Source organism: Afipia sp. GW822-FHT04G07 (genome assembly GCF_058800765.1).
In genome coordinates this window covers 39,997-61,306 of sequence record NZ_JBXAMP010000002.1, presented here as the reverse complement: position 1 = coordinate 61,306, position 21,310 = coordinate 39,997, and the positions used below count along the sequence as shown (strand labels likewise).

Annotated in this window: 20 protein-coding genes; 15 read left to right on the top strand and 5 right to left on the bottom strand. The window is 61.8% G+C overall.

The annotated features are described in order from the left end of the window. Window positions 1-11: 11 nt before the first annotated feature. Complete coding sequence (locus tag AC1RKJ_RS20025; RefSeq protein WP_492793242.1) at window positions 12-365, top strand: diacylglycerol kinase; 354 nt, start codon at window positions 12-14, stop codon at window positions 363-365. Window positions 366-420: 55 nt separating this feature from the next. After that, complete coding sequence (locus AC1RKJ_RS20020) at window positions 421-2,175, top strand: NAD+ synthase (protein WP_492792866.1); 1,755 nt, start codon at window positions 421-423, stop codon at window positions 2,173-2,175. A 3-nt stretch (window positions 2,176-2,178) separates the two neighbouring features. On the opposite strand, the gene AC1RKJ_RS20015 is transcribed toward AC1RKJ_RS20020, so the two are convergent. Both AC1RKJ_RS20015 and AC1RKJ_RS20010 read right to left on the bottom strand, forming a co-directional pair. Then, window positions 2,179-3,315 (bottom strand): DUF2865 domain-containing protein, encoded by a 1,137-nt coding sequence (locus tag AC1RKJ_RS20015; protein ID WP_492792865.1) that lies wholly within the window; start codon window positions 3,313-3,315, stop codon window positions 2,179-2,181. Between the two features lie 156 nt (window positions 3,316-3,471). Continuing rightward, window positions 3,472-3,771, bottom strand: coding sequence for a hypothetical protein (locus AC1RKJ_RS20010; protein ID WP_492792864.1), 300 nt, complete (start codon window positions 3,769-3,771; stop codon window positions 3,472-3,474). 295 nt (window positions 3,772-4,066) lie between these two features. Between AC1RKJ_RS20010 and cysS the strand changes: the two genes are divergently transcribed. From cysS to AC1RKJ_RS19990, 4 genes are all read left to right on the top strand, one after another. Then, entirely contained in the window at window positions 4,067-5,464 is a 1,398-nt protein-coding gene (gene cysS / locus AC1RKJ_RS20005; RefSeq protein ID WP_492792863.1) for a cysteine--tRNA ligase, read from the top strand. A gap of 114 nt (window positions 5,465-5,578) precedes the next feature. Beyond that, window positions 5,579-6,103, top strand: coding sequence for a GNAT family N-acetyltransferase (locus tag AC1RKJ_RS20000; protein WP_492793241.1), 525 nt, complete (start codon window positions 5,579-5,581; stop codon window positions 6,101-6,103). Continuing rightward, complete coding sequence (cimA, locus tag AC1RKJ_RS19995; protein WP_492792862.1) at window positions 6,100-7,698, top strand: citramalate synthase; 1,599 nt, start codon at window positions 6,100-6,102, stop codon at window positions 7,696-7,698. Before AC1RKJ_RS20000 ends, cimA begins: the two co-directional genes overlap by 4 nt. Window positions 7,699-7,727: 29 nt before the next feature. Further along, a complete protein-coding gene (locus AC1RKJ_RS19990) occupies window positions 7,728-8,120 on the top strand; it encodes a VOC family protein (RefSeq protein ID WP_492792861.1) in 393 nt (130 codons plus the stop codon). A 15-nt stretch (window positions 8,121-8,135) separates the two neighbouring features. On the opposite strand, the gene AC1RKJ_RS19985 is transcribed toward AC1RKJ_RS19990, so the two are convergent. Then, window positions 8,136-8,741 carry an LOG family protein gene (locus AC1RKJ_RS19985; RefSeq protein WP_492792860.1) on the bottom strand — a complete coding sequence of 202 codons (606 nt, stop codon included), beginning with the start codon at window positions 8,739-8,741 and terminating at the stop codon, window positions 8,136-8,138. 215 nt (window positions 8,742-8,956) lie between these two features. On the opposite strand from AC1RKJ_RS19985, the gene AC1RKJ_RS19980 reads away from it, so the two are divergent. The 9 genes from AC1RKJ_RS19980 (at window position 8,957) to AC1RKJ_RS19940 (ending at window position 19,287) form a co-directional block, all read left to right on the top strand. Continuing rightward, complete coding sequence (locus AC1RKJ_RS19980; RefSeq protein ID WP_492792859.1) at window positions 8,957-10,930, top strand: ABCB family ABC transporter ATP-binding protein/permease; 1,974 nt, start codon at window positions 8,957-8,959, stop codon at window positions 10,928-10,930. 35 nt (window positions 10,931-10,965) lie between these two features. Further along, entirely contained in the window at window positions 10,966-11,664 is a 699-nt protein-coding gene (locus tag AC1RKJ_RS19975) for a phosphatidylserine decarboxylase (RefSeq protein WP_492792858.1), read from the top strand. A gap of 74 nt (window positions 11,665-11,738) precedes the next feature. Further along, a complete protein-coding gene (gene pssA / locus AC1RKJ_RS19970) occupies window positions 11,739-12,617 on the top strand; it encodes a CDP-diacylglycerol--serine O-phosphatidyltransferase (protein ID WP_492792857.1) in 879 nt (292 codons plus the stop codon). Window positions 12,618-12,876: 259 nt separating this feature from the next. After that, window positions 12,877-13,650 carry a motility protein A gene (locus AC1RKJ_RS19965; RefSeq protein ID WP_492792856.1) on the top strand — a complete coding sequence of 258 codons (774 nt, stop codon included), beginning with the start codon at window positions 12,877-12,879 and terminating at the stop codon, window positions 13,648-13,650. 32 nt (window positions 13,651-13,682) lie between these two features. Then, window positions 13,683-14,510: an OmpA/MotB family protein gene (locus AC1RKJ_RS19960; protein WP_492792855.1), complete on the top strand. Its 828-nt coding sequence runs from the start codon at window positions 13,683-13,685 to the stop codon at window positions 14,508-14,510. 156 nt (window positions 14,511-14,666) lie between these two features. Beyond that, window positions 14,667-16,568 (top strand): potassium transporter Kup, encoded by a 1,902-nt coding sequence (locus AC1RKJ_RS19955; protein WP_492792854.1) that lies wholly within the window; start codon window positions 14,667-14,669, stop codon window positions 16,566-16,568. 97 nt (window positions 16,569-16,665) lie between these two features. Beyond that, window positions 16,666-16,998, top strand: a complete 333-nt coding sequence (locus tag AC1RKJ_RS19950; protein WP_492792853.1) for a rhodanese-like domain-containing protein — start codon at window positions 16,666-16,668, stop codon at window positions 16,996-16,998. A gap of 7 nt (window positions 16,999-17,005) precedes the next feature. Further along, complete coding sequence (locus AC1RKJ_RS19945; RefSeq protein ID WP_492792852.1) at window positions 17,006-18,157, top strand: aminotransferase; 1,152 nt, start codon at window positions 17,006-17,008, stop codon at window positions 18,155-18,157. A gap of 38 nt (window positions 18,158-18,195) precedes the next feature. Next, window positions 18,196-19,287 (top strand): polyamine ABC transporter substrate-binding protein, encoded by a 1,092-nt coding sequence (locus tag AC1RKJ_RS19940; RefSeq protein ID WP_492792851.1) that lies wholly within the window; start codon window positions 18,196-18,198, stop codon window positions 19,285-19,287. Here the strand turns inward: AC1RKJ_RS19940 and AC1RKJ_RS19935 are convergent, their stop codons facing one another. Together AC1RKJ_RS19935 and AC1RKJ_RS19930 are read right to left on the bottom strand one after the other, a co-directional pair. Next, window positions 19,288-20,220 (bottom strand): lipid A biosynthesis lauroyl acyltransferase, encoded by a 933-nt coding sequence (locus AC1RKJ_RS19935; RefSeq protein WP_492792850.1) that lies wholly within the window; start codon window positions 20,218-20,220, stop codon window positions 19,288-19,290. Then, the gene (locus AC1RKJ_RS19930; protein WP_492792849.1) at window positions 20,220-21,242 is read right to left on the bottom strand and encodes a zinc-binding dehydrogenase; all 1,023 of its coding nucleotides are present in this window, start codon (window positions 21,240-21,242) and stop codon (window positions 20,220-20,222) included. The genes AC1RKJ_RS19935 and AC1RKJ_RS19930 overlap by 1 nt, the downstream gene beginning before the upstream one ends. Window positions 21,243-21,310: the final 68 nt, after the last annotated feature.

Below are 21,310 nucleotides of genomic sequence, written 5' to 3'. Positions count from 1 at the left end.
TGAGCTCCATTCTGCTGCGGATGTGGCGGGCCACGATCAACACCGGCAACGGAATAAAATTCGCATTCCGGTCGGAACAGGCGTTCCGGGAAGAGACAGTCGCACTGCTGCTGTCCTTGCCGCTTGCCTGGCTGATCGGGGTCACGCCGGTGCGGCGCCTCGAACTCGTAATGGTCGTGCTGCTGCTGCTGGTCGTTGAACTGCTCAACACGGCCATCGAGAAACTGTCGGATCGTCTCACGATGGAGCACGATCCGCAGATCGGCCGCGTCAAGGACATGGGATCGGCCGCGGTCGGTCTTACGCTTGTCATGGCGGGGGCGCTGTGGCTGTTCGCCATCGTCGAGCGCATGGGTCTCATCTGATTTGTGCTCTTCGTGAGCAATTGCGGATGCCTCGCTCGCCGGGCTAAAAGCGATCATGACCAAATCCACGCAATTCACGATTACGCTGGCGCAGCTTAACCCCGTGGTCGGCGATGTCACGGGAAACGCCGCCAAGGCGCGGGCCGCGCGAACACGCGCGAACGCGGACGGCGCCGATCTTGTGGTGCTGCCCGAGCTGTTCGTCGCGGGTTATCCCCCCGAAGACCTCGTGCTGAAACCGGCGTTCCAGGCCGCGTGCCGTGCTGAAATCGAGATGCTGGCGCGCGAGACCGCCGACGGCGGACCGGCAATGCTGATCGGTACGCCGTGGGTCGATGACGGCAAGCTCTACAATGCCTGCGCTCTGCTCGACGAAGGCCGCATCGCCGCGCTGCGTTTCAAGGTCAATCTTCCGAACTACGGCGTGTTCGACGAGAAGCGGGTGTTCGCGCGCGGACCTGTGTCCGGCCCTGTGACCATCCGTGGCGTGCGGGTCGGCATTCCGATTTGTGAAGATACGTGGATGGAGGAATCCGCCGACTACGAAAACGTCGTCGAATGCCTTGCGGAGACCGGCGCGGAAATTCTGATCGTGCCGAACGGCTCGCCTTACACACGCGAGAAGAACGACATGCGGTTGTCGGTGTCGGTCGCGCGTGTCGCCGAAAGCGGATTGCCGCTGATTTATCTGAACCAGATCGGCGGACAGGATGAACTGGTGTTCGACGGCTCGTCCTTCGCGCTGAATGCGGATCGCTCGCTGGCGTTCCAGTTGCCCGGCTTCGTCGAAAACATCACGACGGTGCGCTGGACCAAAGGCGAGGATGGCTGGAGTTGCAAGGGACCGGTTGTGCCGGTGCTCGACGGCGACAAGGGCGACTACGCCGCCTGCGTTCTCGGCTTGCGGGACTACGTCGGCAAGACAGGTTTTCCGGGTGTGCTGCTCGGCGTCTCGGGTGGCATCGATTCAGCGCTGTGCGCGGCCATTGCCGTGGACGCGCTTGGCGCAGACAAGGTGCGCGGCGTGATGCTGCCGTTCCGGTTCACGGCACAGGAATCGCTCGACGATGCGGCGAAACTCGCGAAGGCGCTCGGCATCAAGTACGAAGTGTTGCCCATCGCCGCGGCGGTAAACGGCTTCGAGGAAATCCTGAAGCCACCGTTCGCCGGGCGGGAACGCGACGTCACCGAGGAAAATCTTCAGGCGCGCACGCGCGGCGTGCTGCTGATGGCGATTTCCAACAAGTTCGGCTCGATGCTGGTCACCACTGGCAACAAGTCGGAAATGTCGGTGGGCTATGCCACGCTCTACGGCGACATGAACGGCGGCTACAACCCGATCAAGGACATCTACAAGACCGAGGTGTTCCGTCTTTCGACCTTGCGCAACTCGTGGAAGCCCGAGGGCGCGCTTGGCCCGTCCGGCGAAGTCATCCCGCCGAACATCATCACGCGCCCGCCGACGGCGGAGTTGCGCGAGAACCAGACCGATCAGGACTCGCTGCCGCCTTACGACGTGCTCGACGCGATTCTGGAACGGCTGGTGGAGCGCGAGGAGCCGCTGGCGTCGATCGTGGCCGAGGGGTTCGACCGCGACACCGTCGCGCGGATCGACCGCTTGCTGAATATTGCCGAATACAAGCGCCGTCAGGCTGCCCCGGGCGTGAAGGTGACGCGCAAGAATTTCGGCCGCGACCGCCGCTATCCGATCGTCAATAAATTCCGCGACACCGGAAAGCCGCCGGCCGAGCCCGATCATGCGCTGGTGACACGATCCAGCCGCGGATCTGCGGAAGCGTTCGAGGGCTGAAGTTTACCGCGCCGGGATGAACGTCGGCCCCACCGAGCGGATCGGCTTGTCGCCGGACGCAGGCGCCTCGGCCGCAGGCGCAGGGGCCGCGCCGGTCGGCAACGGCTGGGCGTTGGCAGGGGTTGCAACGGTGCCCCCCTTCTTCTGAGCCGCCGCAGGCACTCGCGCCGGCTGCGACATTTTCTTCGAGCTTTCGTCCGTGACGATGATATCGCCTTGCTGCGCGGCAGATGCCTTCTCGTCGATGTTCTTCAGCGCGTCAGACCATGTCTGGCCCGCCGCCTTGCAACTGCAGGCCTTGTCGAAGCTCTGGCGGTAGCGGAACGCATTGGGTGACTGCGGATACGGCTGGCCGTTGATCGAGACTGCCTGATTGATGTCTTCGCCGGGGTTGCGGAAGCTGTAGAGCGTCGCGTCGGCAGCCGGGCAGAGCGCCTTGCAGGTGCGCTCGTCGTCCGCAAAGCGGCTTTGGACCGTGGCGAAGGAAATCGGGAAATAATAGCCATCGCAACTGCGCACGCAGACTGTGCGGAATGTCGATGACGGTGCTCCGTAATCGCCACTCGGCGGAGGCGGGCTGTTGCCACCAAACAGGTTTTCAAGGAATCCGCCGCCACCGCTGTTGCGGAGCATGCCGGCGTATTGCGGGCCGCAATTATTCTGGGCGAGCGCCATCAGCACCGAGCGGCGCTGGTTCTCGCGCTCCGAACCGCCGAACCCGCCGCCGCGTAGCCGCTCGAGATTGGTGGTGATCTGGTCGAGGTTTGCCCGCATCTGCTGAATGCGCGTGTTGAGCGGTCCGCACTGCGGCGACTGGCCGCTGAACAGCGAGAAGAAGCCCGAGCTGTCGCAGCCCTGTCGCTTGGCCTGCTCCTGCACGCGCTCAAGCTCCGATTGCTGCCGGCCCTGCGCTTCTTCGTATCGGCGGACCTGCTCGGCCTTGGCGCTGTCACCGCCGCCGCCGTCGATGGCCGACAACTGGCCGACCAGCCGCTGGCAGATCGGGTTGCCGCCCACGCCGGGCTGACCGCCGGGCGGTGGCGGATATGGCTGCTGCGCGGACGCGCCATGGCTCAGCAGCGCTGTGCTGATGAGCGCAGCGCCGGCAATGATCCATCGCAGATGAGAAAAACTCGGCAAGCTGTCACGATCCGTTTAGCTGACCGCGACGCGGCCGACGGACGCTCCCATACTAGCTTCCGGCGGCGAGGTCACGTCGATTTACGGGCAGAGATAAGGCAGACAATCGTGACGAAAAGAAGCCTCGGCTAGCGATCCGGAACCGGAAGGGCCGTGTCAGCGCTGGCAGGTAATCGCGATATATTCGCTGTTGCCGCGCGAACTTGCGGTGGAGGCCGGGGTAGCGCCGGTCACTTCATCGGGATCGACGCGACGGTAACCGGTGGCCTGTGCAAACTCGCGTGACTGGCAATACGCGCGCGCGGCGGGCGCTCCGCATTTTTCACCCTTGGCGAGGCACTCGTCGATGCCGTAGCCGTCCGGCTGGTTTGCAACAATGAACACCCGGCTGTCGGCACGAGTCTCGGCGGACATGGCTAGGAAGGCGATGGCGGACAACGTGAATGCGAATCGCATGGCATGAACCGGTTCTGGAAAAAGGCAGCCGCATACATCAATAAGTCCGAAGGGTTAAGAATGATTAAGGACGGCGAGGCCGGGCGGCCAAAGGCTTAATCACGCGCCGAAATCGTCGCCGGATGACCTTGACGCGGTCCCCCGGGCTGGACCATTGTGCGGCCCATGAACGGTTCTCTCTCCATTTTCGGCATCTGCCGCGAGATTATTAGCTAGCGATTCGCTGGCTGGAGCCGTCTTTTCTCAATCGAGATCATGGGACGACCCGGCCGCAAGGCAAGGGATTTTGGATTCCATGGAGCTGAAGCTCTACGACACGCTGACCAAGGAGAAGCAGCCGTTCCGGCCGCTAGATCCGAATGACGTGCGCATGTATGTGTGCGGGCCGACGGTCTATGACTTCGCGCACATCGGCAACGCGCGTCCCGTGATCGTATTCGACGTGCTGTTCCGGCTGCTGCGTCACGTCTATGGCGCGGACCACGTCAAATACGTCCGCAACATCACCGACGTTGATGACAAGATCAACGATCGCGCAGCGCGGGATTTTCCCGGCCTTGCGCTGAATGACGCAATCCGCCGTGTCACGGAGCTGACCGAGAAGCAATTTCACGACGACGTCGATGCGCTGGGCTGCCTGCGGCCTACCGTCGAGCCGCGTGCGACCGAGCATATCGCGGAAATGCGCACGATCATCGAGAAGCTGATCGCCAACGGCAACGCCTATGCCGAACAAGACCACGTTCTGTTCAAGGTGGCGTCCGATCCGAACTACGGAAAACTCGCGCGGCGTTCGCTGGACGAGATGCTGGCCGGCGCGCGTGTCGATGTCGCGCCCTACAAGCACGACGCGATGGACTTCGTGCTGTGGAAGCCGTCGAAGCCGGGCGAGCCGTCATGGCCGTCGCCGGGCGGCATCACGGCCGAAGGCCGTCCTGGCTGGCATATCGAATGCTCGGCGATGGCGTGGAAGCATCTCGGCGAGAAGTTCGACATTCACGGCGGCGGCATCGACCTCGTGTTTCCGCATCATGAGAACGAACTCGCGCAATCATGCTGCGCGTTTCATGAAGACCGCATGGCGAATGTCTGGATGCACAACGGCTTTCTTCAGGTCGAAGGCGAGAAGATGTCGAAGTCGACCGGCAACTTTGTCACAATCAACGATCTGCTCAAGGACTGGCCGGGGGAGGTGCTGCGTCTCAACATGCTGAAGACACATTATCGGTCTCCGATCGACTGGACGCTCAAGGGGCTGGAAGAAAGCGCCAAGACGCTGGACGACTGGTACTGGGTCGCTGCGGACGACAAGGGTGGCCGTCCGTCGCGTGTCGTGACCGACGCGTTGTCCGACGATCTGAATACGTCGCAAGTGATCACGTCGTTGCACGGTCTTCGCAATGCTGCGGCGTCCGGCGACGAAGAGCGCCGCGGCGAATTCGCAGCATCGCTGCGGTTGCTCGGCTTTCTGTCAACCAGCGCGGCTGAATGGAATGCGCGCAAGCAGACCGCCAGTGGCGTGGACGCGGCGCAGGTCGATAAGCTGATTCTGGACCGCACCGCTGCCCGCACCCGCAAGGACTTCAAGGAATCCGATCGCATCCGCGACGAACTTGCCGCGATGAATGTTGTCATCAAGGACGGCAAGGATGCCGATGGCAAACCGGTGACCACCTGGGAGATCGCGCGATGACCAAGCCCGACACTCCGTTTCCGAAACACTGGCGTTATTACATCGCGATCAAGTGGCTGCTGATCGTGGCGGCCCTCGCGCTGGCGCTGAAACTGATCGATGTCTGGTAAACCTATGGGCCAAGCTATCCCCAAAGTCGGCCTGCGGCCGCTCCTTCCAGCGGATACGCCGGTGCTCGCGGCGATTTTCGTCGCCAGCATCGATGAGTTGACCGAGGAGGATTATACCGAAGCGCAGCGCGAGGCCTGGGCCAGCTCCGCCGAGGACGAGGAGAAATTCGGCAAGCGTCTTGCGGGCCAGCTCACGCTGGTGGCGACCATTGAAAGCTCGCCCGTCGGCTTCGCTTCGCTGAAGGGAACGGATCACCTCGACCTGCTTTATGTGCATCCGGGTTTTGCGAGGCAGGGTGTCGCATCGGCGCTTTGCGATGCGCTGGAAAAGCTCGCGGCCGCGCGCGGGGCGACCGCGTTGACGGTAGAGGCGAGCGACACCGCCGAGCCGTTTTTCGTGCGCCGCGGCTATACCGGCCAGCAACGAAACACCGTGACGGTTGGCGACGAGTGGCTGGCCAATACAACGATGACAAAATCCCTCGGCGGCGATGCGCTGCGAGGCGAGATGCCGGGAAGGCCATCATGAGCCGCGAACGTCTCTATCTGTTCGACACCACGTTGCGCGACGGCGCGCAGACCAACGGCGTCGATTTTACGCTGCATGACAAGCAGATCATCGCCGACATGCTGGACGATCTCGGCATCGACTATGTCGAGGGCGGTTATCCGGGTGCCAATCCGTCGGACACGGAATTTTTCGCGACCAAGCCGAAATTCGATCATGCGAAATTCACCGCGTTCGGCATGACGCGCCGTCCCGGCCGCTCGGCCTCGAACGATCCGGGATTGTCCGCGTTGATCGAAGCCAAGGCTGACGCGATCTGCTTCGTCGCGAAGTCGTCCGAATATCAGGTTCGCGTGGCACTCGAGACCACCAACGAGGAAAACCTCGCTTCGATCCGTGACAGCGTCGGCGCCGCGAAAGCGGCGGGCCGGGAGGTCATGCTCGACTGCGAGCATTTCTTCGACGGCTACAAGGAAAATCCGCAGTTCGCATTGTCCTGTGCAAAGGCGGCGTATGACGCAGGCGCGCGCTGGGTGGTGCTATGCGACACCAACGGCGGCACCATGCCGAACGAGATCGAGGCCATCGTCGGCGAGGTGGTCAGGCATATTCCCGGCGACCATGTCGGCATCCACACCCACAACGATACCGAACAGGCCGTCGCTAACTCACTGGCCGCGGTGCGCGCGGGCGCGCGGCAGATTCAGGGCACGCTCAATGGTCTCGGCGAGCGTTGCGGCAACGCCAATCTCTGTTCGCTGATCCCCACGCTGAAGCTGAAGAAGGAATTTGCCGACAAGTTCGAGATCGGCGTTTCGCAGGAAAAGCTTGCGACACTGGTCCATGCTTCGCGCGCTCTGGATGACATTCTTAATCGCGCGCCGGATCGTCATGCGCCGTATGTCGGCGAAAGCGCCTTCGTGACCAAGACCGGTATTCACGCATCGGCGGTGCTGAAAGATCCGCAGACGTATGAGCATGTCGCGCCTGAATCCGTCGGCAATCACCGCAAGGTCCTGGTCTCCGATCAGGCCGGGCGCTCCAACGTCATCGCCGAACTGGAACGGGCAGGGATACCGTTCGACAAGAACGATCCAAAGCTCACGCGTCTTGTCGAGGAGATGAAGGAGAAGGAGGCGGCGGGTTACGCCTACGAGTCGGCAAATGCGTCGTTCGATCTGCTGGCGCGCCGCACGCTCGGCAAGGTGCCGGATTATTTCCGCGTCGTGCAGTTCGACGTCAATGTCGAGCAGCGCGATAACGCGATGGCCCAGCGCGTGACTGTGGCGATGGCGGTGGTCAAGGTCGATGTCGCAGGCGAGATGCTGATCTCGGCGGCGGAAGGCAACGGCCCGGTGAATGCGCTCGATGTCGCGCTGCGCAAGGACCTCGGCAAGTATCAGAAGTACATCGAAGGCCTGAAGCTGGTCGATTATCGCGTCCGTATCCTCAATGGCGGCACCGGCGCGGTGACGCGCGTGCTGATCGAGAGCGAAGACGAGGCTGGCCAACGCTGGACCACGGTCGGCGTGTCGCCCAACATCATCGACGCGTCGTTTCAGGCGTTGATGGATTCGGTGATCTACAAGCTGGTGAAATCCAACGCGCCTGTGTGAGCGGCGGCCGCGCATAAACTGGAGGTCCGATGATCGATCATGTGTCAGTCGGCGTGGCCGACCTTGCGCGAGCAGCGGGATTTTACGAGGCGGCATTCGCGCCGCTGGGGCTGAAAAAGCTGATCGTGCGTCCCGGGACTATCGGGTTCGGCAAGGACTATCCGGAGTTCTGGATCAATCTTCGTGCGGGCATGGCGCCGGTGCCGCCGGAAAGTGGGACGCATATCTGCCTGCGCGCCAGAAGCGCGGCGCAGATCGATGCGTTTCATGTCGCCGCGCTTGAGGTGAGCGGCCGCTCCGACGGCGGGCCGGGCCCGCGCCCGGAGTATCACCCGAGCTACTACGCGGCTTTCGTCATCGATCCGGACGGCAACCGTATCGAGGTCGTGACATTCCTGAAGGATGAGCAGCCGGCGGCGTAATCCACGACGCGCAGCCTACAGCCGGCTGGCGACCTTGTCGTCCATCAGCTTCTCAGCTTCGGGGACCTTCGCCGCCGCTTTCTGCATGGTCGGGAGAATATCCTCGACCCGATCGGCGGTCAGAACATCGACCCACAGATTGGCGCGAATGAATTCCGTCTGCTTCATGTGCTCGATCAGAACGAGCAGGGGATTCCAGAACCCGTCGATGTTGGCGAGCAGGATCGGCTTGCTGTGGCGGCCGAGTTGCGACCATGTCATCTGCTCGACCAGTTCTTCCAGGGTGCCTACGCCGCCGGGAAACGCCACGAAGGCATCCGAGTGCTCGAACATCAATCGCTTGCGCTCGTGCATGTCCTTGGTGACAATGAGCTCCTGCGCGCGCTGAAGCGCGTTCTCGCGCTTGGTCAGGAAGGTCGGGATAATGCCGGTGACCTTGCCGCCATGGTCGAGCGCGCCGGTCGCCACCGCACCCATCAGGCCGATGGAGCCGCCGCCATAAACGAGACCGACGCCGTTTTCGGCAAGGGTCTTGCCGAAGGCTGTGGCTGCTTTGACAAACTCGGGATTGGTGCCGGGGCCGGAACCGCAATAGACGCAAACGTTCTTAATGGTATTCATACAAGGCGATGTGGCACTGCATTGCGACATCGTCAAGACGCGCGGTTTGCGGTGCACGGTCGATTGTTTTGCAGATCGCGCTTTTTGGGAAAAGAATCGCTGCGGAAGGGTGCGAAAACGCTTCGAAAGCTCTATATGAGGGGAATGACGACACCACTGAACAGGCGCCCGGCGCAGCATTTTGCCGCCTCAGGCCTCAAGGCGACTGACGCTTAATGGCCGACCTCTATCCCGCTGAACCCGCCGAAGTTCTGGCTGACGCCAAGCCGCCGGCAGCCGCCGATCTGAATGCCGAGAAAGCGACGCTGTTCGGAACGCTCGCGCATTTGTGGCCGTATATCTGGCCGGGCGATCGCTTCGATCTCAAAATGCGCGTCGTGTGGTCGATGGTGTTGTTGCTCGTCGCCAAGGCCGCGACGTTGTTCGTGCCATTTACCTTCAAGTGGGCCGTCGATGCCCTGACCGGCGCCGACACCGCGCCGGTGCAGTCGTCGAACTGGATGCTGTGGCTGATCGCGTCGCCTCTGATCATGACCCTGAGCTACGGCGCCATCCGCATCGTCATGATGGTGCTGACGCAATGGCGCGATGGTCTTTTCGCCAGCGTGGCGATGCACGCGGTGCGCAAGCTGGCCTTTCTCACCTTCGTTCACATGCACGAACTCTCGCTGCGCTTCCATCTGGAGCGCAAGACCGGCGGCCTGACTCGCGTGCTGGAGCGCGGACGCACCGGCATCGAGACCATGGTGCGCATGGTGATCCTGCAACTGGCACCGACCATCGTCGAACTGGCTCTGATGATGGGTGTGCTGCTGTGGCAGTTCGACTGGCGCTACGTGCTGGTGACGTTCGTGACCGTGGTCGTCTACATGGTCTTTACCTACTACGCGACGGAATGGCGGATCGATATTCGCCGCCGGATGAACGACTCCGATACCGAGGCGAACACCAAGGCGATCGACTCGCTGCTCAATTATGAAACCGTGAAATACTTCAGTGCAGAGCAACGCGAAGCACAGCGCTATGACAAGTCCATCGAGCGGTTCGAGCGCGCCAGCGTCCACACCTATACGTCGCTTGCCGTGCTCAATACCGGACAGGCGATTATCTTTACCTTCGGTCTCACCGCGACGATGCTGATGTGCGCCGTGGGCGTGCGCAATGGCACGAACACGGTCGGGGATTTTGTCATGGTCAACGCCATGATGATCCAGCTTTACCAGCCGCTGAACTTCATGGGCATGGTCTATCGCGAAATCAAACAGGCGATCATCGATATCGAAAAGATGTTCGGCGTGCTGTCGAGAAATCCCGAAGTGAAGGATATCCCGGGCGCAAAGCCGCTGCAGGTGTCTACCGGCACTGTGCGCTTCGAGGATGTGCGCTTCTCTTACGACCCGGAACGCCCGATCCTGAAAGGACTGAGTTTCGAGGTGCCCGCCGGCAAGACTGTCGCCATCGTCGGGCCATCGGGCGCGGGGAAGTCGACCATCTCGCGGCTGCTGTTCCGCCTTTATGATGTCAGCGGCGGCAAGATCACGATCGATGGCCAGAACATTCGCGACATCACGCAGTCGTCGCTGCGCGCGTCCATCGGCATGGTTCCGCAGGACACGGTGCTGTTCAACGACACCATCCGCTACAACATCCGCTACGGCCGCTGGGACGCGACCGACGCGGAAGTAGAGGCAGCCGCTACGATGGCGCAGATCGACGGCTTCATCCGGATGTCGCCGCATGGTTACGAGACCGAGGTGGGCGAGCGCGGATTGAAACTGTCCGGTGGCGAGAAGCAGCGCGTTGCGATTGCACGCACGATCCTGAAAGGCCCGCCGATCCTGGTGTTGGACGAGGCAACGTCGGCGCTGGATAGCCACACCGAACAGGAAATCCAGGACGAACTGGAGAAGGTGGCGCGCGGCCGAACGTCGCTGGTGATTGCGCATCGGCTGTCCACCATTGTGGGCGCGGACGAAATCATCGTGCTGGATCAGGGTCGCATCGCCGAACGCGGCACCCATTCACAGCTTCTGGCGGCAAACGGCCTTTACGCCAGCATGTGGAACAGGCAACGTGAGGCTCAGGAAGCGCGGGAAAAGCTGGCCATGATGGCCGACGAGAACATCGCGCCCAACCGTGTGCCGCCGCCGGTCGTCGATCCGCTGGCAGCGCCGGAAGCTGCCGAATAGCTTTGGCTCAAGTTTAACCACAGGTCTGTGAACTCATGTCCGTCGTCAATTCCATTCGCGCGCAAATTCCGCCGATCCACCCCGAAGGCTATCCCTTCATCGGAGCCTTCGCCTTCGCCAGTCTGATCCTGTTCTGGATCTGGACGCCGCTCGGCTGGATCGGATGCGGATTGACCGTGTGGTGCGCGCTGTTCTTCCGCGACCCGGTGCGCGTGACGCCGGTGCGCGAGGGCATCGTGGTGTCGCCGGCGGATGGCCGCGTCTCGATGGTGGTGCAGGCGGTGCCGCCGGCTGAACTCGGTCTCGGCGACAAGCCGCTGCCCCGCATCTCGATCTTCATGAGCGTGTTCAACTGCCACGTGAACCGCAGCCCGGTGGCCGGTCGTATCGACCGCATCGCCTACCGCCCCGGCAAGTTTCTCAATGCCGATCTCGACAAGGCGAGCGAGGACAACGAGCGCAACTCGCTGGTGATCTCGACACCGGCAGGCCGGATCGGGGTGATCCAGATTGCCGGTCTGGTGGCCCGGCGCATCGTGTCGTTCGTGAAAGAGGGACAGGTTCTGGGGGCAGGCGAGCGCTTCGGGCTGATCCGCTTCGGCTCCCGGCTCGATGTTTTTCTGCCGGAGGGCGCCAAAGCGCTGGTCTCGGAAGGGCAGACCGCCATTGCCGGCGAGACCGTACTGGCCGATTTCCAGCTCGGCGACGGCGGACGCAGCTACCGCGTCGATTAACCAAATCCTTGGTCGCCCTAACGGGCTTTTCGCCACAATGGTGAAGCAGGATAGGGCCTGCTATATAAGGCCCTATGACAATGCCTCCTGATCCCAGACCTGATCTGCGCCGCCGCCGGTTTCGCGAGATTCCGATCCGGATGCTTGTGCCCAACGTCATTACGTTGCTCGCGATCTGTGCCGGCCTGACTGCAATCCGCATGGCTATCGAAGGTCGTACCGAGCTCGCGCTCGGCCTGATCGTATTCGCCGCGGTGCTCGACGGCGTCGATGGCCGCGTTGCGCGCATGATCAAGGGCCAGTCCCGTTTCGGCGCGGAACTCGACAGTCTCGCGGACTTCGTGAACTTCGGCGTTGCGCCCGCGCTCATTTTGTATTTCTGGCAGTTGCACGACCTGAATAACGTCGGCTGGATCTCGGCGATGATTTTCGCGATCAGCGGCGGACTGCGGCTGGCGCGTTTCAACGCCACCATGGACGATCCGAACAAGCCCGCTTTCGCCGCGAACTACTTCACCGGCGTGCCTGCGCCGCTGGGTGCGATCTGCGTGCTGTTGCCGATGTATCTGGTGTTCATCGGCGCGCCCCAACTGCCGGCGCCGATCACGGCTGTTTTCACATTGGCAATTGCCTTCCTGATGGTGTCACGGCTTCCGGTGTTCTCGGGCAAGATGATCGGCGGCAAGATTGCGCCGGATATGGTGCTGCCGGTGGTCGTGCTTGTCGTGTTGTTCATCGCCGTTTTGATCAGTTATCCGTGGCATCTGCTGACCGGCGGCTCGCTGCTTTATCTTTTCAGCTTGCCGGTCGGGTGGTCGTCCTATCGCGAACACGAACGGCGCGCCCGCGCCGCTGCGGTGTCCGATCCGGCTCCCGCTTTTGTTCCGCCGTCCGATTTTCCCGCGACGGCCGATCCCGCCGCCGCGGATGACCGGCCCCCGCGCCTGAACTAGGGGCATGATCCCGACAGACCGTGGGTTCGCGCGCTCTTATGGTTAACCAATTCCTGACAGTTGTTATGGTCGCGCGTCGCTCCGCGTGAATATCGGCATGGATTACCGTCATTTGATGCTGTTTTCGTTGCGCACCCGACAATCTTGCCGGATGTGTGCGTGAATTCGATAACCTTTACCCGACCTTAATTGGCCCGACGCTAAGGTTAACCGCGCGCCTCAGAAAGAGCCGCGCCGTGCAGTTGCGTTGGAGTTGGTTATGGATATTGCCACCGGAGCCGGCATTCTGATCGGCATTGCCGTTCTGGTCACTCTCGTCCTGATGGGTGGCGATTTCCGGATTTTCTACGATAGCCACGCGATGATCATCATCTTCGGTGGATCGTTCGCGGCAACGCTGATCCGCTTTCCCTTCGTCGCCATCCTTCACGGCATGCCGCTGGGTCTGAAATACGCCTTCACCATGCGCCGCACGACGTCGCGCGATCTGGTCGACGAACTGGCGCGTCTTGCTGAAGTCGCGCGCAAGCAGGGGCCGGTCGGACTTGAGAAGGTCGAGACCGACGACCCCTTCCTCGCCAAAGGCATCCGCTACGTCGCCGACGGCTACGACATGGATTTCATTCGTGACAATCTCGAGCGCGACCGCGACAACTTCCTGCTTCACCTCGACGAGGGCCAGAAAATCTATCGCGCCATCGGCGACTGCGCGCCGGCCTTCGGCATGGTCGGTACGCTGATCGGCATGGTGCAGATGTTCTCCAACATGGCGGATCCGTCGAAGCTCGGTCCGTTCATGGCGATTTCGCTGCTGGCGACGCTTTACGGCGCGCTGGTCGCCAACCTGTTCTGTCTGCCGATCGCCGACAAGCTGCACGTGAAGCTGAGCGACGAGGAGGTCAACCGGACGCTGATCATCGACGGCATCCTGATGATCCGCGACGCCAAGTCGCCGACGCTGGTCCGCGAAATGCTTCTGGCCTATTTGCCGGAGAAGCATCGGATGGAAGAGGGCGAGCCGGTCCCGGCTTGAGATAACAGCACGGACGGGACGGAACACAGCACATGGCCAAGAAGAAACGGGGAGCGCACGCAGGAGGCCACGGCTGGTTCGTGACCTTCGCCGATCTCATGGCGCTGATGATGAGCTTCTTCGTCATGCTCGTTGCGTTCTCCACGCAGGACCAGCAGAAGCTGAAAATCGTCGCCGGCTCGATGCGCGACGCTTTCGGAGTCCAGAATGCCTCCCGCTTCTCTGGTTTGATCGAATCCGACGGTCTGCCGACGCGTCCGAAAATGAGAAACGTCGCGCACATCCCACCCGAAGAGGCGTCCAACACGCCGACCCCGGATCAGGAAGACAAGAACAAGACCGCCGGCGCGCGGATGAAGACCGATCGCGAATTCGCGCTGGCGTCGGCTTCGCTGCGCCAGGCGTTGCAGGATCTTCCGGAGATTTCCGAACTGTCGAAGCACATCATGTTCGAGGAAAACAAGCAGGGGCTCAATCTTGAAATCGTGGATCAGGATGGCCGCTCGATGTTCGCCGACGGCTCCAAGCAGCCGCTTGAACGGACGCGGCGACTGATCCAGAAACTGGCCGGACCGCTCAAGGCGACGCCGCTGCGCGTGGCCATTGTCGGACACACGTCCGCGGGATTTGTGCCCTCGCGATCCGGTTATGACGGCTTCGACTTGTCCGCCGACCGCGCCAACGTCGTTCGCCAAATCCTCGAGCAGGAGGGCTTGCCGTCCTCGCACGTGGGCTCCGTCACGGGCAAGGCCGACACCCAGCCGCTGTTTCCGGACGATCCCACGCTGGCCGCAAACCGGCGCGTGACCATCACATTGATGCGGGAGGAGCCGCCGCTGCCCCCGAATCTCAAGCCGTGATTTGACTGTATTATAATACCTTGAATTGGGTATGTTTTGCGGGTTCCATGCAGCTGTCGCAGTGGACTTCGCATGGCAGTGATATAAGAAGCGCCACTCCAAGGTGATTACCGGACTTGCCGGGATCAATGACTCCGTCAGGGCGTTTCCTCGATCATGGCTGCCAGCGACACACCTGCCGATACGCCCCAAGAGGTGCCGGTAACCACCGGGTTTTGGGCTCTGACCCTCGGCAGCATCGGCGTGGTGTTCGGGGACATCGGCACGTCGCCGCTGTACGCCTTTCGCGAAGCTGTTCATAACGCGACTCACGGCGGACCTGTGCCGCGCGAAATCGTGCTCGGCGTGCTGTCGCTGATCCTGTGGTCGCTGATCATCGTCGTCACCGTCAAATACGTGCTGCTGTTGCTGCGCGCCGACAACAACGGCGAGGGCGGAACGCTGTCGCTGATGGCTCTCGGGCAGCGGGCGCTCGGGCGACGCAGCTGGTTCTTGCTGGCGCTGGGCGTGATCGGCGGCGCGATGTTCCTCGGCGATGCAATGATCACGCCGGCGATCTCGGTTCTGTCAGCGGTGGAAGGTTTGAAAATCGCGGCGCCCGCGCTCGAACCTTATGTCGTTCCGCTGGCGATCCTCATTCTCGTTTGTTTGTTTGCCGTGCAGAGCCGGGGGACCGCGATGGTCGCCAACGCTTTCGGCCCGGTGATGATCATCTGGTTTCTGACGCTCGGCGTCATGGGACTGATGCATATCAGCGACGATCCAAGCATCGTGCACGCGATCAATCCCATCTTTGCGATCCAGTTTCTGCTGACGCACGGCATGATCGGACTGGTCATTCTCGGTGCGGTTTTTCTCGCCGTCACCGGCGGCGAGGCCCTGTACGCCGACCTCGGTCACTTCGGCCGCAAGCCAATCCAGTCAGCATGGTTTTTCTTCGTGCTGCCGTGCCTGCTGCTGAATTATTTCGGACAGGGCGCGCTCGTTCTGGCGCATCCGGAAGCCATCGAAAATCCATTCTACCGCATGGTGCCGGACCAGATGCTGGTGCCCTTGATCTGTCTTGCGACCGCGGCGACCGTCATCGCGAGCCAGGCGGTGATCACGGGCGCGTTCTCGCTTGTAGCACAGGCCATTCAGCTCGGGCTGCTGCCGCGCTTCGAGGTTCGCTACACCTCGGAGTCCCACGCGGGGCAAATCTACCTGCCGCGTGTCAATGTGCTTCTGCTGATCGGCGTTCTGCTGCTCGTCGGACTGTTCCGCACCTCGAGCGGGCTTGCATCGGCTTACGGCATCGCCGTCTCGACCACGATGGTCTGCGACGGCATCATGGGCTTCGTCGTGATCTGGAAGCTCTGGAACTGGCGCGCGGCGACGGCGGCTGCGCTGATCGTGCCGCTGGTGATCGTCGATCTCACATTCCTCACCGCGAACCTCCTGAAGATTTTCCAGGGCGCCTGGGTGCCGGTGCTGTTCGGAATGTTCATGGCCATGCTGGTCTGGACATGGCGCCGGGGCGCTACGATCCTGACCAACAAAACGCGGCGCACCGAAGTGCCGCTGCTCGACCTGATCAAGAGCCTCGAAAAGCGGCCGCCCCACATCGTCAAGGGCACCGCCGTGTTCCTGACCAGCGGTCCCGAATACGTTCCCACCGCACTGCTGCATAATCTGAAGCACAACAAGGTTCTTCATGAACACAACGTGATCCTCACCATTCGCACGGCGGAGACGCCGCGCGTCGATCTGACGGATCGGGTGTGGATGGAAAATATCAGCGACAAATTCACAGCTGTCCGGCTGAATTTCGGCTTCATGGAATCGCCGAATGTGCCCAAGGCGCTGGCGATCGCGCGCAAGCTCGGCTGGCAGTTCGACATCATGTCGACGTCGTTCTTCGTCTCGCGGCGTTCGCTGAAGCCTGCGGCGCAGTCCGGCATGCCAAAGTGGCAGGATCACCTGTTCATCGCCATGAGCCGTTCGGCCAATGATGCGACCGATTATTTCCAGATTCCGACCGGCCGTGTGGTGGAAGTCGGCACGCAGGTCACGATCTAGACTGACAGCTTGATTTTCTCTCTGCAAAAAGAGAGGGTTGCGCCGTTCATGCACGGTCCCTCGAAGCCTTTCGGGATCATGCCCAGCGGAGGTCGATGTGTCGCAAGATCATAAAGTTCACGATTTGACAGCGGAAGAGGTCGCCACCGGAATTGCCGAAGGGCGTTATCTTCTGGTCGACGTGCGCGAGCCGAATGAAGTCGCTGTCGAGGCGTATCCGGACGCGGTGGTGGTGCCGCTTTCGGCCTTCGACACAGCAGATATTCCCGACCCGCAGGGAAAGACGGTCGTATTTGCCTGCCGCTCCGGCAAGCGCTCGGTGACGGCTTCGCTCGCCGCGCAGGCCGACGGCAAGCCTTATGACTCTCACCTCGCCGGCGGCATGTTGGCCTGGAAGGCGGCCGGACTCCCGTCCAAGACCGGCGGCTGATCTTCCGATGAACAAGATTTTCGCGGACCTGCCGAACACCATCTTCGACGTCATGTCGCAGGCCGCGCGTGATTTGAACGCGATCAATCTCGGTCAGGGTTTTCCCGACGATCCGGGGCCGCTCGACATCCGCCAGAAAGCCGCCGACGCGGTACTGAACGGCTACAATCAATACCCTTCCATGATGGGGATCCCTGAGTTGCGTCAGGCGATCGCGACGCATTACGCCCATTGGCACGGTGTGCAACTCGACCCCATGACCGAGGTCATGGTGACCTCCGGCGCTACGGAAGCGTTGACGGGATCTATCCTCGGCTTGGTCCAGCCCGGCGATGAGGTGCTGGTTTTCCAGCCGATGTACGATTCCTATGTCCCGATCATCCGGCTCGCGGGCGGCATTCCGAAATTTCTTCGGCTGGAGCCGCCGCACTGGCGATTGCCGGAAGAGGCGATCCGCGCCGCGATCACGCCGAAGACACGCTATGTCATGCTCAACAATCCGCTCAATCCGGCCGCCGTGGTCTATCCGCGCGAAGATCTCGAGATGCTGGCACGTGTCTGCCAGGAATTCGATCTGATCGCGATTTGCGATGAGGTCTGGGAGCATGTGGTGTTCGACGGCCGCGCGCATATTCCGCTGATTTCGCTTCCCGGGATGCGGGACCGCACGGTGAAGATCGGCTCCGCGGGCAAGATGTTCGGGCTGACCGGGTGGAAAATTGGTTTCGTCTGCGCCGCGCCGCACATCCTGCGCGTGGTTGCAAAGGCGCATCAGTTCATCACCTTCACGACCGCGCCGAACCTTCAGGTCGCGGTTGCTTACGGCCTCGGCAAGCCGGACGACTATTTTATCCAGATGCGGACCGAACTGGCGCGCAGCCGCGACAGGCTGAGCAAGGGACTCTCCAGTCTCGGATTCCCCGTGCTCGATTCACAGGGCACTTATTTCCTGAATGTCGATCTCGCGCCGCTCGGGCTGAACGAGACGGATGAGGCTTTCTGCAAGCGGATCGTGCACGATCACAAGGTCGCGGCGATCCCGGTATCGGCCTTCTACGAGGAAAACCATGTAACCTCGGTGGTCCGGTTTTGTTTTTCCAAGAAAGATTCGACGCTCGACACCGCGCTGGAGCGGCTGTCGCACGTTCTTCACCGCTAAGACGAGAGATACCGATGCGCGTTGCTTTGATGAGAGCCATGCGGACAACCTGCGTCGTCGCGGGGGTGGTGGCGATAGGGGCACTGACCGGAGCGCAGGCGCAGCAGCGCAGCGTGAACTTCTACAACTGGTCGAACTATATGGCGCCCGGTGTGCTCGAACAGTTCACCAAGGAGACCGGAATCAAGGTCACCTACGATACCTTCGATGCCAACGAGACGCTTGAAACGCGCTTGCTCGCAGGCAAGTCCGGCTACGACGTTGTGGTGCCTACGGCGTATTTTCTTCAGCGTCAGATCGCGGCGAATGTTTTCCAGAAGCTGGACAAGTCGAAGCTGCCGAATCTCGTCAATGCATGGCCTGAAGTGACCAGGCGCCTCGCGATCTACGATCCCGGCAATACGTTTGCCGCCAACTACATGTGGGGCACCACAGGGATCGGCTACAACGTCGGCAAGCTGCGCGAAATTCTCGGCCCCGATGCGAAGATCGAATCCTGGGATATGGTGTTCAAGCCCGAGAACCTCGCGAAGTTCAAGGACTGCGGCATTCACATGCTGGACTCCGCCGATGACATTCTGCCGGCGGCGCTGAACTATCTCAGCCTCGATCCGAATTCGACGAAACAGGCCGATCTGGACAAGGCCGCCGATCTGGCCGGCAAGGTGCGGCCCTATGTGCGGAAGTTTCACTCCTCCGAATATTTGAGCGCGCTTGCGACCGGCGAAATCTGCTTTGTGGTCGGCTGGTCGGGCGATATCAAGCAAGCCCAGAGCCGCGCGGCAGAAGCGAAGAACGGCGTCGAGATCGGCTACGCGATCCCGAAGGAGGGCGCGCAGATGTTCTTCGACAATCTCGCCATTCCGGCGGACGCGAGGAATGTCGCTGAGGCCTATGAGCTGATCAACTATCTCTACAGGCCCGATGTCGCGGCGAAGAATTCCGATTTTTTGTCTTACGCGAACGGCAATCTTGCCAGCCAGAAGCTGATCGATCCGAAAATCTTCAATGACAAGACGGTCTATCCCGATCAGGCGACGCTGAACCGGCTGTTCGTCATTACGTCGCGCGATCCGGCGACCCAGCGCATCATCAACCGGCTCTGGACGCGGGTAAAGACGGGACGGTGATTACCGCCAGCGGCGGTGCAGCCACAGCCATTGTTCGGGATGTTCGCGAATCCATCCCTCGATCACTGTGGTGATCGCCTGCGTCGTTGCTTGCACGTCGACCTTGCCGTCGGCGTCGCGCACCGGCTTCACCTCGTCCGATATTTCGGCACGGAAGCGGTGGTTCGGCAGCCGGACGATACGGACGCCGTGGATCGGCACGTCCACCTGGCGGGCGAGGCGGGCGAGCAGGGGATTGGCCTTGGTGGTGCGGCCGAAGAACGTCACATCCACACCGCGCCCGAAATGCTGATCCACCAGCATGCCGACGTGTACGCCGCTATCAAGAGCATGAGCCAGCCGCAACGGCGCGTCGTGCGTGGTTGCGATCATCGTGCCCATGTTGACTGAGCGGATGTCCTGGATGGCGCGATCGACGGCGGCGATGTTCGGCCGTCGAAACAGCACCGCCGATTCGAGTCCGTAGGCCGGACCCGCGAGCGCGGGCAGTTCCCAATTGGCGAGGTGGCTCGCGAACACCAGCGCACCCTTGCCGTCATCGCGCAGCGCTTCAAACTTCGCCGTCGCGTCGGGCGCCAGTTCGATGCGGCCCTTGTCCGGATGATTGGGATCGAGGTTCCAGATGTGATCGAGATGCGCAAATTCGGCGCCGACGCGACCGAGGTTGTCCCACACGCCCATCAGAATGGCGTCGATCTCGGCGGATGATTTGTCGGGAAAGGCTGCGGTCAGGTTGGTGCGGCCGGTCTTGTGTTCAGGCAGCCATGGTCCGATGGCGCGCGTGACCGATGCGAAGAAGTCAGCCGTCTTGTCCGGATCGAAGTAGCGAGTGACCCGCAACAGGGCGACGGCGATCGCGCCGAGGATCGCGCCCGTCACGGGCTTCAGCGCATCGCGCAGAATGGCTCTCGTTCGGAGGACAACGCGAAGCATCAGAATGTCACGACGATCTTGCCGAACACCTGTCGGCTTTCCATCCGCTTGAGCGCCGCGGCCACATCGTCGATCGGCACCTCGGTATCGATCACCGGCTTCATGCCGACGGCCATCTTGTCGAGGCTCTCGGCGATGTTGCGCATGGTGGCGCCGAACGATCCGAAGATGCGGTACTGTTGCTGAAAGAGCTGCATCAGGTTGATGGTCGTGGTCGGGCCCGATGTCGAGCCGCAGGTCACCAGACGTCCGCCGCGCTTCATCGTGAGCAGCGAGCCGTTGAAGGTATCCGCGCCGACATGCTCGAACACGACATCGACGCCTTTCTTCTTGGTGATCTTGCGCGTCTCGTGCTCGAAGCGATCCTTGCGATAGTTGATGACGTGATCCGCGCCGAGCGCCTTCACGCCCTCGATTTTCGAATCGTCGCCGACGGTGGTGATGACGGTGCAGCCGATGGCCTTGGCCATCATGATCGCGACCGTACCGATACCGGAGCCGCCGGCATGAACCAGAATGGTCTCGCCCGGCAGCAGCTTGGCGTTGTCGAACAGCATGTGCTGAACGGTGGAGAATGCGATCGGCGCGCAGGCGGCGTCGCGATCGGCCACGCCATCGGGCACCGGAATGACCAGTCGCTCGTTGAGGTTCATCAATTCACGCGCGAAGCCATCGACATGGAAGCCCATGATGCCGGCGACGTTTTCGCAGAGGTTATCGCGGCCGGCCTGACATGCAGGGCAGGTGCCGCAGGTCAGCGCGCCGTACATCACGACTTTCTGGCCGGGCTTGAAGCGCGTCACGCCGCTACCGACGGATGCGATCTCACCGGAGGCTTCCGCGCCCACCACGAGCGGGAGCTTGCGCTTGGCGAACGCCATGCCGCGGTAACCCCAGACGTCGATATGGTTGAGCGCCACCGCGTTGACGCGGATTTGCACCTCTCCCGCGCCCGGCGGCGGGGGAGGCGGCGCATCGGCGACCACCAGCTGGCGGTCGGCAACAAGACTGAGCGCACGCATAATACCGTGTCTCCGGTACGAAAGGTGATGAAAAACTGTTGGGCTGCGTATCGCCGGTTCGGCCGATG